The organism is Pseudomonas sp. GV047 (assembly GCF_003058245.1).
GTDB classification, from domain to species: domain Bacteria; phylum Pseudomonadota; class Gammaproteobacteria; order Pseudomonadales; family Pseudomonadaceae; genus Aquipseudomonas; species Aquipseudomonas marginalis.
Genome location: NZ_QCWA01000001.1, coordinates 196,869 through 210,279 on the forward strand (window position 1 = coordinate 196,869; position 13,411 = coordinate 210,279).

At 63.2% G+C, this 13,411-nt stretch carries 12 protein-coding genes; 3 read left to right on the top strand and 9 right to left on the bottom strand.

Annotation, left to right across the window (positions count from 1 at the left end):
- Nucleotides 1-16 precede the first annotated feature (16 nt).
- The 8 genes from C8K58_RS00975 to C8K58_RS01010 form a co-directional block, all read right to left on the bottom strand.
- Complete coding sequence (locus C8K58_RS00975; RefSeq protein ID WP_074847094.1) at nucleotides 17-1,012, bottom strand: GlxA family transcriptional regulator; 996 nt, start codon at nucleotides 1,010-1,012, stop codon at nucleotides 17-19.
- Nucleotides 1,009-1,932: a transaldolase gene (tal, locus tag C8K58_RS00980; protein WP_108572733.1), complete on the bottom strand. Its 924-nt coding sequence runs from the start codon at nucleotides 1,930-1,932 to the stop codon at nucleotides 1,009-1,011. The genes C8K58_RS00975 and tal overlap by 4 nt, the downstream gene beginning before the upstream one ends.
- A gap of 22 nt (nucleotides 1,933-1,954) precedes the next feature.
- Nucleotides 1,955-2,908, bottom strand: a complete 954-nt coding sequence (locus tag C8K58_RS00985) for a sugar-binding transcriptional regulator (RefSeq protein WP_027607267.1) — start codon at nucleotides 2,906-2,908, stop codon at nucleotides 1,955-1,957.
- 45 nt (nucleotides 2,909-2,953) lie between these two features.
- The gene (locus C8K58_RS00990; RefSeq protein WP_027607266.1) at nucleotides 2,954-3,754 is read right to left on the bottom strand and encodes an SDR family oxidoreductase; all 801 of its coding nucleotides are present in this window, start codon (nucleotides 3,752-3,754) and stop codon (nucleotides 2,954-2,956) included.
- A gap of 11 nt (nucleotides 3,755-3,765) precedes the next feature.
- The gene (locus C8K58_RS00995; protein ID WP_092357399.1) at nucleotides 3,766-4,530 is read right to left on the bottom strand and encodes an SDR family oxidoreductase; all 765 of its coding nucleotides are present in this window, start codon (nucleotides 4,528-4,530) and stop codon (nucleotides 3,766-3,768) included.
- 635 nt (nucleotides 4,531-5,165) lie between these two features.
- Nucleotides 5,166-6,677, bottom strand: coding sequence for a sugar ABC transporter ATP-binding protein (locus C8K58_RS01000; RefSeq protein WP_108572735.1), 1,512 nt, complete (start codon nucleotides 6,675-6,677; stop codon nucleotides 5,166-5,168).
- Between the two features lie 15 nt (nucleotides 6,678-6,692).
- A complete protein-coding gene (locus C8K58_RS01005) occupies nucleotides 6,693-7,625 on the bottom strand; it encodes a sugar ABC transporter substrate-binding protein (RefSeq protein WP_027607263.1) in 933 nt (310 codons plus the stop codon).
- A gap of 50 nt (nucleotides 7,626-7,675) precedes the next feature.
- Nucleotides 7,676-8,683, bottom strand: coding sequence for an ABC transporter permease (locus C8K58_RS01010; protein ID WP_092357397.1), 1,008 nt, complete (start codon nucleotides 8,681-8,683; stop codon nucleotides 7,676-7,678).
- 362 nt (nucleotides 8,684-9,045) lie between these two features.
- Here C8K58_RS01010 and C8K58_RS01015 point away from each other — a divergent pair, with 362 nt between their 5' ends.
- Genes C8K58_RS01015 through C8K58_RS01025 form a run of 3 tightly spaced genes read left to right on the top strand, consistent with a single transcriptional unit; the run spans nucleotide 9,046 to nucleotide 12,285 of the window.
- A complete protein-coding gene (locus tag C8K58_RS01015) occupies nucleotides 9,046-9,882 on the top strand; it encodes a transketolase (protein WP_098479200.1) in 837 nt (278 codons plus the stop codon).
- A complete protein-coding gene (locus C8K58_RS01020; protein WP_027607260.1) occupies nucleotides 9,872-10,804 on the top strand; it encodes a transketolase family protein in 933 nt (310 codons plus the stop codon). The genes C8K58_RS01015 and C8K58_RS01020 overlap by 11 nt, the downstream gene beginning before the upstream one ends.
- 5 nt (nucleotides 10,805-10,809) lie before the next feature.
- Entirely contained in the window at nucleotides 10,810-12,285 is a 1,476-nt protein-coding gene (locus C8K58_RS01025) for a glycerol kinase GlpK (RefSeq protein ID WP_108572737.1), read from the top strand.
- A 160-nt stretch (nucleotides 12,286-12,445) separates the two neighbouring features.
- Here C8K58_RS01025 and C8K58_RS01030 read toward each other — a convergent pair whose 3' ends face one another.
- Nucleotides 12,446-13,390 carry an aliphatic sulfonate ABC transporter substrate-binding protein gene (locus C8K58_RS01030; RefSeq protein WP_108572739.1) on the bottom strand — a complete coding sequence of 315 codons (945 nt, stop codon included), beginning with the start codon at nucleotides 13,388-13,390 and terminating at the stop codon, nucleotides 12,446-12,448.
- Nucleotides 13,391-13,411: the final 21 nt, after the last annotated feature.

The window sequence follows — 13,411 nt, forward strand, 5'->3', positions numbered from 1 at the left end:
GCCAAGCGGCCTGCCGTCAGCGGGAAAAGCGCGCGCGGTAGTCGCGAGGGGAAATCGCAAGGTGGCGATGGAAGGTGTAGCGCATGCGTTCTTCATCGCCAAAGCCACACAGGTGCGCCACCTGGTCGATGTTGCGCTGGGAGTCTTCCAGCAGGCGCCGCGCCGCCTCCACGCGAAACAACTCGATGGCCTTGGCCGGGGTGCGCCCGGTTTTTTGCTTGTAGACCCGGGCGAAGTTGCGCGGGCTCATGCGGCTTTGTTCCGCCAGGCGCTCCACCGTAAGCTCGCGGTCGCTGAGGTTGTCGGCGATCCACAGGTGCAAGGCATCGAAACCGGCAGTGTCGTCGGTCTGGGCTTGCAGCAGTTGGCTGAACTGGGCCTGGCCGCCGGGCCTTTTGAGAAACACCACCAGTTCCCGCGCCACTTGCAGGGCGACGTGACGCCCGCAATCGGCCTCTACCAACGCCAGTGCAAGGTCGATGCCGGCACTCACGCCTGCCGACGTCCACACATTGCCTTGCTGGACAAAGATCGCGTCCATGTCCACATCGATGCTGGGGAACCCGCGCTTGAGCATGTCGCACATCGCCCAGTGCGTGGCAGCACGCCGGCCCTGGAGCAAGCCGGCCTGGGCCAGCAGGAAGGTGCCGCTGCACACCGAGGCCGTGCGCCGGGCCCGAGTGGAGGCGTGACGCAGCCAGTCCACCAGGTCGGTGTTGGCGGCCAGCGCCTGTTGAATGGCGGGGGCGCCGGGTACGATCAAGGTGTCCAGGGCGGCGGGGTCAAATTGCGCCAATGGCAGGGTGTCGACGCTCAATCCTTCGGCCGTTGGCATCAAGCCGCCCGCCAGGCTGGCGGTGTGCACCACATAGCCCGGCAGGCCACGCTCGACCATGGCCTTGGTGGCAGCCCAGAACACGGTCTGGGCACCGGTCAGGTCGAGCAGGCCCATTTGCGGGTAGGCCAGGAACACCAAGGTGCGCGACTGGCCGAGCGGCTGGACGGGGGTCATAGCGCCGACAACACCGCCTCGAGTTTTTCCTGATCCCGCGCAAACTGTCGAATCCCTTCCGCCAGCTTCTCCGTGGCCATCGCATCTTCATTCGACGCCCAGCGGAACTGCGCTTCGTTCATTGGCTGGCGCGCTTCGCCTTCGGTCACCGGTACCAATTTGCGTGCCAGCGTGCCCTGGTCTTCGTCGAGCTTCTGCAGCAGCTCCGGGCTGATGGTCAGGCGATCGCACCCCGCCAGCTGTTCGATCTGGCTGAGGGTGCGGAAGCTTGCGCCCATCACCACGGTGTTGATCTGGTTGGCCTTGTAGTAGTTGTAGATGCGCGTCACCGATTGCACGCCCGGGTCATCAGCGCCGGTGTAGTCCAGGCCGGTGTTCTTGCGGTACCAGTCGTAGATGCGGCCCACGAACGGTGAGATCAGGAACACCCCGGCGTCGGCGCAGGCCTGGGCCTGGGCGAACGAGAACAGGAGGGTGAGGTTGGTCTGGATGCCGGCTTTTTCCAGGCGTTCGGCCGTACGGATGCCTTCCCAGGTGGAGGCGAGTTTGATCAGCACGCGGTCGCGGCGGATACCGGCCTGGTCGTACAGGGCGATCAACTGGTTGGCCTTGGCCCACAGCGCGTCTTCATCGAAGGACAGGCGCGCGTCGACTTCGGTGGAAATACGCCCGGGAATGACCTTCAAAATGCCGGCACCCACTGACACCGCGAAGTGGTCGCAGGCCAGGTCGACGTCGCCCTTGGCCAGGTTGACGGCATTGCGCAGCAGCTCGGAGTATTCCGGGATCGCGGCGGCCTTGAGCAGCAGCGACGGGTTGGTGGTGGCGTCCACCGGGCGCAGGCGGCTGATGGCTTCCAGGTCGCCGGTGTCGCAGACCACGGTGGTGAATTGCTTGAGTTGTTCGAGTTTGGACGTCATGAGCGGCAATCTCCAAAAAAGGTTATTGGTTGAGGGCCTGTGCGGTGTCCAGGTCGGTGATCAGGATGTCCAGGTAGCCGCCCTTGAGCGCGCCACGAATGGCCTGGACCTTGTTCAGCCCGCCGGCCAGGCCGAGCACGCGGTGGATACTGCGCAGCTTGGGCAGCGCCACCGAGACCACGAATTCTTCATCCTCCTCCAGCACCGGCTTGCCCTGGGCATCGAAGTAACGCAGGCAGATATCGCCGACGGCACCGCGCTCGGCCAGCAGGCGCAGCATGTCCTCGGTGTAGTAGTTGCCACTGTTGCGCAGCAACTGCGAGGGTTCCAGGTCGCCGATGCCGACGATCGCCAGGGTGATGCTGTCAAAGCGTTGCAGCACTTCCTTGACCTCTTCCATCTGCACGATGCGCTGCTTACTCTCCACCGATTGCTCGATGCTTTGCGACGGCAGCAGGAACGCCGGGCAGTTGAGCAGGGTGGCCAGGCGTTGGGTGAGCAGGGTGGCTTCAAACGCGCCTTTGTTGCCGACGCCGCCCAACAGTTGTACCACTTCCTGGGCGCCTTGTTTGCCCGGCTGGGCATGCAGGTGGCCGACCATGGCGCGAATGGTGCTGCTCCACGACGAAATGCCGATATGGTCCTGGGGCGACAGGCTGGTCTCCAGGTAGTGGGCAGCCGCCGAGCCGATGGCTTGCTTGATGCTTTCATCGTTGCCGGGCTCGGTGGCTTCCACCACGATCACCTGGCGCACGTCGTAGCGGCGTTGCAATTGGTTTTCCAGCTCCAGGTGCAGGCCTTGCAGGCGCATCACGCTGATCTTCACCACGCCTTCCTGCAGCGCCCGGCGCAGGGCGCGGCTGATAAAGGATTGGGACAGGTCCAGCTGTGCGGAAATCTCGGACTGCTTGAGCCCGTCTTCGTAATAGAGGCTCGCGATCTTGGTGATCAGGCGCTGTTCTTCGATCTGGCTCATGAAGGCCTCAGTGATGACATCAATGCGGGTGAGGATACCAAACCCTTACGACATGATCAGGCCGCCGTCGATATTGATCGCCTGGCCGGTCAGGTAGGCCGCGTCATCCGAGGCCAGGAACGCCACCAGGCCGGCGACATCCGAGGGTTTTCCGGCCCGGCGCAGGGGGATGTTCCTGACCCATTCGGCCATCAGTTCCCCCTTGCCGTAGCGTTTTTCGTCGGTGCTGAGGATCTCGCCCCACACGCGGTCGTTGTAGTCCCACATCTCGCTTTCGATGATGCCGGGGCAGAACGCGTTGACCGTGATGTTATGCCGCGCCAGTTCCAGCGCCAGGCTCTGGGTAATGCCGATCACGCCCATTTTGCTCGCAGCATAGTGCGGGGTGTAGATAAACCCCTGGCGGCCCTGGCCGGACGAGGTGTTGATCAGGCGCCCGCTGCCTTGCTTGACCATGTATTTGGCCGCTTCCCGGCAACCCAGCCACACGCCGGTGGTGTTGACCTGCAGCACCTTGTCGAAGTCGGCGCGGGGCATCTTGTCGTAGTGGTCGATGGTGATGATGCCGGCGTTCTGTACCGACACGTCGATGCTGCCGAAGCGTGCGTGACCTTCGCGGTAGAGGGTTTCGATGTCTTCTTCGCGGGTCACGTCGATGCCCAGGGCCAGGGTGTCGACCTTGTATTCCCGGGCCAGTTGGTCGGCGGTGAACGTCACGCGCTCCAGGTCGTTGGAGGCCAGCACCAGGTTGGCACCTTCCTGGGCGAAGCGCTCGGCAATGCCGGCACCGATGCCACGGCAGGCGCCGGTGATCACGATGGTTTTACCGCTGAAACGTTGCGACATGACAAAACTCCTTACCAGCAGACAAAACCACCATCGACCAGCAGGTCGACACCGGTGCAGAAAGACGAGGCCTGGCTGACCAGGAAAATCGCCGGGCCGACCATTTCGTCCACGCTGGCCATGCGGCCCATGGGCGTGGTCTGTTCAAAGATCTTCACCTGGTCGGCGACTTCCGGGCGTGAGTTCATCGGCGTGGCGGTGTAGCCGGGGCTGATGCAGTTGACGCGCAGGCCTTTGTCGGCCCATTCCATCGCCAGGCTTTTGCTCAGGTGGATTACCCCGGCCTTGGAGGTGTTGTAGTGCGCCTGCAACAGGCCGCGGTTGACGATGCTGCCGGACATGGAGGCGATATTGACGATGGCGCCTTTGCCACGCGGCAACATCACCGCGGCCTGGGCCTGGCAGCTGAGGAAAATGCCGGTGAGGTTGATGTCCAGGGTGGTTTGCCAGCGTTGCAGCTCCAGGTCTTCGGCGGCCTGGGCATTGGCGATGCCGGCGCAGTTGACGGCGACGCTGAGTGGGCCGAGTTCTTGTTCGGTTTGCGCGACGGCTGCATCCAGGGCGGCTCGCTCGGTGACGGTGCCGCTCAACGCCAAGGCGCTCCGGCCCAGGGCCTGGATGCGTTCTACGGTGCTGGCGATGCCGGGGCTGCCCGGAAGATCAAAGCAGGCTACATCGGCACCGGCTTCGGCGAGCCCGACGGCGATAGCCTGGCCAATGCCGCTGCCGGCGCCGGTAACAAAGGCCACTTGGCCTTGAAGACTAAAAAGCTGCATGACTAACTCCAATTTTTGAAATCACAGTAGACCCCTCGTGGGAGGGGAGGTGCGACGATTCGACTTGTTCCCGATGGCGGTGATTCAGTGACAGATGCATCCACTGACACTCCCTCATCGGGGGCAAGCCCCCTCCCACAGTTGGATCTGTGTAGGTCTTTGGTTATGCGGTAGCCATTTCCATCACCGAAACCGGGACGGCCTCGCCGCGCTCCAGAATCCCCGTCTAACAAGTTGCCTGGATAACTCCAATCTTGAAATCACAGTAGATCCCCTGTGGGAGGGGGCTTGCCCTCGATAGCAGTGGTTCAGTTACAGATGCATCCACTGAAACTCCCTCATCGGGGGCAAGCCCCCTCCCACAGTTGGATCTGTGTAGGTATTTGGCTATGCGGTGACCATTTCCATCACCGAAACCGTGACGGCCTCGCCGCGCTCCAGAATCCCCGTCTAACAAGTTGCCTGGATAACTCCAATCTTGAAATCACAGTAGATCCCTTGTGGGAGGGGCGGTGCGACGATTCGACTTGCTCCCGATGGCGGTGATTCAGTGACAGATGCATCTGCTGACACTCCCTCATCGGGGGCAAGCCCCCTCCCACAGTTGATCGCCATTGTCTGTGAGGACCGGGTTCCTAGGCGGTGGCCATTTCCATCACCGCCACCGGCGTGGCCTCACCGCGCTGCAGAATCCCCATCTGCCGTCCCCGGCTCATCACCATCACCCGGTGGGACAAGCCCAGCACTTCATCCAGGTCGGAACTGACCACAATCACTGCCATGCCCTTGGCCGCCAGGTCCGCGATCACTTCATAAATCGCCGCCCGCGCGCCCACGTCGATGCCGCGTGTGGGCTCATCGAGGATGAACACCTTGGGGTTGCGCGCCAGCCACTTGGCGATGATCACTTTCTGCTGGTTACCGCCGGACAGGCTGGAAATCCGCGACTGCGGCGCACCTTTCACCCCCAGTCGCGCCACCGCCGTGAGCGCGAATTCGCGCAGCGGGGCAGGGAACACCCAACCGCGTTTATCCAGCAGGTCGGTGTTGCCATAAATCAGGTTGTCTTCGATGCGATGTTCCACCACCACGCCTTGCTGCTTGCGGTCTTCCGGCACCAGCACCACGCCGGCCTGGATCGCCTCGAAGGGCGAGCGCAACTGGCGGACCTCGCCATCCAACACCATATGGCCCCGAATATCCTGGGCCGCGCCGGCAATGGTACGCACCAGCTCGGTTCGCCCGGCGCCGACCACCCCGGCAATGCCGAATACCTCGCCGGCCCGCACGCTGAAGTCGATGCCGTGCAAGGCAAACTCACGGCAGCTCAACGCCTTGACCTGCAACATCACCTGCTCCTGGGGTGCCTGCAACGCAGGGAAGATCCGCTCCAGGCTGCGCCCGACCATCTGCTCCACCAACTCCCGCACCGGCACCTGGGCCGTGGCATGCAGGGCGATCTGGCGACCGTCGCGCAGCACCAGCACGCGGTCGGCGATGCGTGCGATTTCTTCCAGGCGGTGGCTGATATAGATAAACGACACACCCTCTGCCTTCAGCCGTTCCACCTGCTTGAACAGCAGCTCGGTTTCCTCGCCACCCAATGCGGCGGTGGGTTCATCGAGGATCAACAGGCTGGCCTTCAGCGTCAGCGCCTTGGCGATTTCCACCAGTTGCTGGGCCGCCACGCTCAGGCCTTCGACCTTGCGCGAGGCCGGCACCTTGAGGCCCAGGCGTTCGAGTTGGATCTGCGCCTGGGCCTCCATGTACTCGCGATCCACCCGCCCACGGCGCATGGGCAGGCGGCCGACGAAGATGTTCTCGGCGATCGACAGTTGCGGCAGCAGGCGGATTTCCTGGTGGATCAGGCCGATCCCGGCGCCCAGCGCAGCCCCCGGTGAAGCGGGGGCGTAGGGCGCGCCGAGCCAGGTCATGCTGCCCCCGGCTTCCGGTTGCACCAGCCCGGCGATGATCGACGACAAGGTCGACTTGCCCGCGCCGTTCTCACCGAGCAGGGCCAATACCTCGCCGGGGCGAATGTCCACGTTGACCTGCGACAACACCTGCACCGGCCCGTAGGCCTTGCTGATATTGCGCAGGCACAGCACCGCGTCGGATCGAGCGGTGTCAACGGCTGCTGCTTGCATGACGACCTCCAAGGCTTACGGGTGCTGTTGCAGGAACGGCGCGACGTTTTCTTTAGTGGTCAGCACGGTGGGCAACAACTGCTCCTTGGGCAAGGTCTTGCCGGCTTTGAGGTCGATGGCCGAGGCCACGGCCAGGCGCCCCATTTTCTGCGTCTGCTGGGTCATGGTCGCGTTCAGCACACCGCTTTGCACGGCCTTGAGCCCGGCCACGTCACCGTCGAAACCGACCACGACCACCTTGTGATCGAGGTTGCCGACTTTCACCGCCTGGGCAGCGCCCAAGGCCATGGCGTCCGCACGACCGAAGAACACGGTGATGTTCGGGTCACGCTGGAGCAGGTCCTGGGCCACGGCGAAGCCTTTGTCCTGGGCCCATTCGGCCGGTTGCTGGGCGACGACCTTGAGGTCCGGGAAGGCTTTCAGGCCCTCCTCAAAACCCTTGGCGCGATCATTCTCGGGGGTGGTACCGATCTGGCCTTGCAGGATCGCGATGCGGCCCTTGCCGTCGGTGATCTTGCCCACGTACTCGGCCAGGGTCTTGGCGCCGGCCACGCTGTCGCTGGCGATAAAGGTGTCGCCCGGTGCGTCGGGGGCGTTGCGGTCCACGGCGATCACCGGGATGCCCGCAGCCTTGGCGGCTTTCACTGGCACACCGGCAGCAGTGGCGCCGGCCGGGATGTAGATCAGCACGTCGATCTGGCGGGTGATCAGGTCTTCGATCTGGCTGACCTGGGTGGAGGAGTTGCCCTGGGCGTCCACGGTGATCACCTTGACCCCCTTGGCTTTGCCTTCGGCTTCCACCGATTGCTTGATCTGGTTGAAGAAGTCGGCCTGCAGGTTGGCCACGGCCAGGCCGATGGTCAAATCCTTGGCCCAGGTGGTGCCGGCAGCGGTGAGGGTGGCGGCGGCGAGAGCGGTGGCCAACAGCAATTTCTTGGGGCTGAACATGTCGGTGACTCCTGGTTTTATTGTTGGAGGGTGTCAACTGTCGAACAGGTTTAACGGGCAGTGCTGGAGCGGCGTCGCAGGGTGTCGATGGTGACGGCGAGGGCGATGACCACGCCGATCACCACTTGTTGAATAAAGGGCGAGACGCCGAGCAGGTTGAGGCCATTGCGCAATACGCCAATGATCAGTACGCCCACCAGGGTGCCGCCGATGCTGCCGACGCCGCCACTGAGGCTGGCGCCGCCAATCACCACGGCGGCGATGGCGTCCAGCTCCAGACTCAGCCCGGCACTCGGTTGCGAAGAGTCCAGGCGCGCGGCCAGGGTCACCGCGGCGATGCCGGCCAGCGCACCGCTGATGGCGTACACCCACAGGGTAATCGCCCGCACCTTGATGCCCGACAACCGCGCCACTTCCGGGCTGCCGCCCATGGCGTAGAGGTTGCGGCCACCGGCACGAAAGCGCAGGAACACCCAGGCCACCACCAGCATCACCAGGAACAGGCCCACGGTGGCCGAGAGGAAACCAAAGTGGCGCACCGTCGCGAGGCTGGTGAACCAGTCCGGGTAGCCGACGATCTGCCGGCCTTCGGTAAGGATATTCGCCAGGCCACGGGCCACCGACATCATGGTCAGCGTGGCAATAAAGGGTGGCAGCTTGGCGTAGGTGATCAACCCGCCGGAGACCAGCCCGGCGAGCATGCCGCTGGCAATCGAGATCGGAATCGCAAAGCCCAGGGGCACCGCCTGATCCTGATACAGCCAGCCGAGCATCATCATCGAGAAGGCCAGCACCGAGCCGACCGACAGGTCGATGCCGCCGATCACGATCACCGCTGTCATGCCGATCGCCAGGATGCCCAGCACCGTGACCTGATCGAGGATGTTCAGGCCATTGCGCAACGAAAAGAAGAATTCGGAACTGAAGGAGAAGACCAGCACCAGCAGCACCAGCCCGATCAACGGGCCGCCGATGTTACTGGGCAGCAGTTTGACAATACGTGGGCGGGGTGGCGGCTTGAGTTCGGCCGGGTGCTGGACAATAGCTTTGGCGTCCACAGTGTTCTCCTGAGTTATTTTTTTTGGAGTGCTTTCAGGCGTCTTGAATATTTATGCGTGCCTGACTGTTAATTCAGATTCCAGTGACACCGTGTCAAAGTCAAGCGCTTAATTTTTCTTGCATGCCTCTGATCCGGTGTTTTTGCCCGGCGCAAAGCCACGGGCTAGATGAGCCGGCGTGGGATTTTGGCCGTTTGTCCGAGGGATATTTCCGGGTTTTATTTGGTTTTTCAGCGGTTCGCTCACTTGACCTGCTGGAGGATCGGCGTCTAAATAGAAATATATTGTCACTGCTGAATAAATATTCAAAGACAGCCTTGGACACTTTCACCCCGCGTGGTCAGCCTCAAAGGAGCCGCTGCATGAATGCCTTCCAGTACGACGCCCACCAGATCAAGGAACAGGCCCGCCTGATCCGTCGCCATGTGATCCGCTTGAATGCCGACTCCCCGGCGGGCGGGCACACCGGGGCGGATCTTTCCGAGACCGACATCCTCGCCACCCTGTATTTCCGCATCCTCAACACCGGCCCGGAACGCACCGAAGACCCCGAGCGCGATATTTATATCCAGAGCAAGGGCCACGGCGTCGGCGGTTTGTACTGCTGCCTGGCGCAGGCGGGCTACATCCCCACCGAGTGGCTGCCCACCTACCAGCACTTCAACTCGCACCTGCCCGGCCACCCGGTACGCCAGAAAACCCCCGGCATCGAACTGAACACCGGCGCCCTCGGCCACGGTTTGCCGGTGGCGGTCGGGCTGGCCCTGGCGGCGAAGATGTCCGGCAGCAACAAGCGCATCTACGTGCTCACCGGCGACGGCGAACTGGCCGAAGGCTCCAACTGGGAAGCGGCGATGGCGGCGGCCAAGTACGGCCTGGATAACCTGTTTGTGATCGTCGACAAAAACAAGCTGCAGCTCGCCGGTTTGACCGCCGAGATCATGCCGCTGGACCCCCTGGACGTGAAATGGGCGGCCTTCGGCTTCCGCGTCAGCGAGTGCGACGGTAACGACGTCGGCCAATTGATCGAAGCCCTGGAAAGCATGCAGACCAAGACCGGCGTGCCCCAGGTGCTGATCGCCCACACCATCAAAGGCAAGGGCGTGTCGTTTATCGAAGCCCGCCCCGAATGGCACCACCGCGTGCCCAAGGGTGATGAAATCAACGCAGCACTGGAGGAGTTGAACCATGGCGAGTGAACATTTGGCGAGCGTCATGGTGGAAGCGTTTATCGCTGCTGTCGAGGCCGGGCTGGACGTAGTGCCGGTGGTCAGCGACTCCACCTCCACGGCCAAGATCGGCCCGTTTGCCCAGCGCTTTCCCGAGCGGCTGATCAATGTGGGCATTGCCGAGCAATCCCTGGTCAGCGTCGCGGCGGGCCTGGCCCTGGGCGGCAAGATCGCCGCCACCTGCAATGCGGCGCCGTTCCTGATCTCGCGGGCCAATGAGCAGATCAAGGTGGACGTCTGCTACAACCAGGCCAATGTGAAGATGTTCGGCCTGAATGCCGGCACCAGTTATGGCCCGCTCGCCAGCACCCACCACAGCCTCGACGATATTTCGGTGATGCGCGGGTTTGGCAATGTGCAGATCTTCGCCCCGGCCGATGCCGTCGAGTGCCGGCAGATCATCGATTACGCGCTGCGCTACCACGGCCCGGTGTATATCCGTCTCGACGGCAAAGCCTTGCCCGACGTGCATGGCGCCGACTATCAGTTTGCACCCGGTCAGGTGGATATCCTGCGCCAGGGCGCCGATGTGAGCATCGTGGCCCTGGGCTCGGTGGTGCATGAAGCGGTGGAGGCGGCGGCATTGCTGGCGGAGCAGGGCATCCAGGCCCAGGTGATCAACCTGTCGTCGATCCGGCCCTTGCAGCGTGATGTATTGCTCAGCGCCTTGAGCGGCACGCGCGCCGTCATCAGTGTGGAAGAACACAATATCAATGGCGGCGTCGGCAGCCTGGTCGCCGAAGTGCTGGCCGAAGCCGGGTTGGGCATTGCCCTGGTCCGCCTGGGTATCGGCGATGGCGAGTACGCCGCCGCCGGTGCCCGCGAACCGACCCGCGCCTTGCATAACATCGACGCGGCTGGGATCGTGGCGGCTGCCACTCGGTTGCGGTGAACCCAATGAATAACAACACCCCGCTGATCCTGGCGATAGATGAAGGCACCAGCAACGCCAAGGCGGTGCTGGTCAACGAACTTGGCCAGGTGATTGCGCGCGGTTCGCGGCCCTTGAGCATCCGCCATCCCCAGGCCGGGTTTTCCGAGCAGGACCCGCTGCTGATCTGGCAAAACACGTTGGCTGCGATTGAAGAATGCCTGGCCCAGGTGGATCGTCCGATCACTGCGCTCGCGATCAGCAACCAGCGTGAATCGGTGGTGGCTTGGGATAGGCATACCGGTGAACCATTGTCGCCGTGCATCAGTTGGCAGTGCCGACGCTCTACGGCGTTGTGCACTCAACTGCATGAGCAGGGCCATGAAGCGCTGATCCTGGAAAAGACCGGGCTGGCGTTGGACCCGATGTTCTCGGCGGGCAAATTCCGCTGGATTCTCGATCACCTTGAGGATGGCCATGCCCGCGCTGCTGCCGGGGAAATCTGCCTGGGCACGGTCGATAGCTGGCTGTTGTGGCAACTCAGCGGCGGCCAGGTGTTCGCCACCGACTATTCCAATGCCGCGCGCACCCAACTGTTCAACCTGCACACCTGCGCCTGGGATCCTGAGTTGTTGGCGTTGTTCGGCATTCCGGCTGCGGCCTTGGCGCCGATCCAGCCGAGCGCCGGGTTCTTCGCCGAAACCGTCGCGTTGGGCGGCTTGCCTGCCGGCATCCCGGTGATGTCGATGATCGGCGACTCCCATGCGGCGCTGTACGGGCAGGGCGGTTTTGCGCCGGGGCTGGTCAAGGCCACCCTCGGCACCGGTTCGTCCTTGATGACGCCCATGGGCGGGCCGATTGCCTCCACCCATGGCCTGTCGACCACCCTGGCCTGGCATGACGGTAGCCAACCCACTTTCGGCATGGAAGGCAATATCGTCCATACCGGCGCTGCCGTGCAGTGGGCGTCGAAGCTGGTGGCGGGAGAATCCCTGGATGCGCTGACCGAACAGGCCGCGCAATTGCCGGATAACGGCGGCGTGTATTTTGTCCCGGCGCTGTCCGGCCTCGGCGCACCGCACTGGAAGGCCGACGCCCGTGGACTCATCTGCGGGCTTAGCGAAGCCACGTCCGGCGCGCATATCCTGCGTGCGGCGCTGGAATCCATCGGCTATCAGATTCGCGATGTGTTCGAGGCCATGCAGCAGGACATCGGCAGCCCGCTCAAGGAACTGTGGGTGGATGGCGGTGCCACGCGCAACCGCTGGCTGATGCAGTTCCTCGCCAACCTGCTGCAACGCCCGGTGGTGCGCAGCCTGTCACCGGAAGTCTCGGCATTGGGCGCAGCGCACCTGGCGGGTCGGGCGTTGGGGGTGTGGGCGAGTGATGCGGCGCTGGGGCAGTTGGAACGCCAGCGCGAGCGCTTTGAGCCGCAGGAGGATCCGGCGATGGCGGAGCGTTACTCAGAGTGGAAAAAGGCTCTAGCCCGCACACTCCTCTAACCGCATATGCAAACCAAATGTGGGAGGGCTTGCCGCCGATGAGCATAGGGATCTACATAACGTTGACTCAACACTGAACGTCCGGCAGATAGGGCTGTTGTGGTGAGCGGGCAAGTCGAATCGTCGCACCGCCTCTCCCACATTGAGATCACACCCGCCTTCAAGGCCGCCAGGTCTGCACGTCCTTGGCATCCACCGCCTTGGGCAACAACCCCGCCTTGAAGAACGCATCGGCAATCTTCTGCTGCTCACCCAACTGCTCAATCGTCACCGGCTGCACCTGATAACTGCGGTGCGCATTCGCCGCTTCCACCGTGGCTGCATCCAGGTTGCCCCACAGCGGGCCGAGCACTTTGGCCGCGTCCTGCGGGTTGGTTTTTACCCAGTGGCCGGCGTTTTCAAGCTGCGCATACACCACCTTCAATACCTCCGGGTGCGCCTTGGCGTAGGGCGTGCCGGTCAGGTAGTAACGCTTGTAGCTGGCCAGCCCGGCACCGTCCGCCAGGGTGCGTGTCGGCAGTTGGCGCTGCACGCTGGTGAGGAAGGGCTCCCAGGTGACCCAGGCGTCCACCTTGTTGTTCTCGAACGCCGCGCGGCCATCGGCCGGCGACAGGTAAGCCGGCTCGATATCCGAGAACGCCAGGCCGGCCTTGGCCAGCGCGGCAATCAACAGATAGTGGGTGCCGGCGGCCTTGGTTACCGCGATCTTCTTGCCCTTCAAATCCGCTAACTGTTGGATCGGCGAGTCCTTGCGTACCACGATGGCCTGGGCCGAAGGCGAGGGCGCTTCCTGGGCGAAGTAGGTGAGTTTGGCCTGGGCGGCCTGGGCGAAGATCGGCACGGTGTCGGCCACGTCGGCGCTGATGTCCACATTGCCGACGTTCAGCGCTTCCAGCAGCGGCAGGCCGCTGGGGAACTCATGCCAGCTCACCTCGATGTTGTCGGCCTTGAGGGCTTTCTCAAGGGCGCCCTGGGTTTTCAGCAGGGTGATCAGCGTGGAGGATTTCTGGTAACCGATGCGCACGGTTTCCTGGGCGTGCGCACTGACGGCAACGGAAAGGGCCAGCAATCCTAATACAGCGGCGAGGGGACGACGGAGGGACATGGTGGGCTCGATCTTCAGCGA

What these genes read in the sequence shown, in the direction of transcription:
- C8K58_RS01025 (WP_108572737.1), top strand. Translation starts at nt 10,810, where the DNA reads ATGAATAACAACACCCCGCTGATCCTGGCGATAGATGAAGGCACCAGC.
- C8K58_RS01005 (WP_027607263.1), bottom strand. Translation starts at nt 7,625, where the DNA reads ATGTTCAGCCCCAAGAAATTGCTGTTGGCCACCGCTCTCGCCGCCGCC.
- C8K58_RS01015 (WP_098479200.1), top strand. Translation starts at nt 9,046, where the DNA reads ATGAATGCCTTCCAGTACGACGCCCACCAGATCAAGGAACAGGCCCGC.
- C8K58_RS01020 (WP_027607260.1), top strand. Translation starts at nt 9,872, where the DNA reads ATGGCGAGTGAACATTTGGCGAGCGTCATGGTGGAAGCGTTTATCGCT.
- C8K58_RS00975 (WP_074847094.1), bottom strand. Translation starts at nt 1,012, where the DNA reads ATGACCCCCGTCCAGCCGCTCGGCCAGTCGCGCACCTTGGTGTTCCTG.
- C8K58_RS01030 (WP_108572739.1), bottom strand. Translation starts at nt 13,390, where the DNA reads ATGTCCCTCCGTCGTCCCCTCGCCGCTGTATTAGGATTGCTGGCCCTT.
- tal (WP_108572733.1), bottom strand. Translation starts at nt 1,932, where the DNA reads ATGACGTCCAAACTCGAACAACTCAAGCAATTCACCACCGTGGTCTGC.
- C8K58_RS00990 (WP_027607266.1), bottom strand. Translation starts at nt 3,754, where the DNA reads ATGTCGCAACGTTTCAGCGGTAAAACCATCGTGATCACCGGCGCCTGC.
- C8K58_RS00985 (WP_027607267.1), bottom strand. Translation starts at nt 2,908, where the DNA reads ATGAGCCAGATCGAAGAACAGCGCCTGATCACCAAGATCGCGAGCCTC.
- C8K58_RS00995 (WP_092357399.1), bottom strand. Translation starts at nt 4,530, where the DNA reads ATGCAGCTTTTTAGTCTTCAAGGCCAAGTGGCCTTTGTTACCGGCGCC.
- C8K58_RS01000 (WP_108572735.1), bottom strand. Translation starts at nt 6,677, where the DNA reads ATGCAAGCAGCAGCCGTTGACACCGCTCGATCCGACGCGGTGCTGTGC.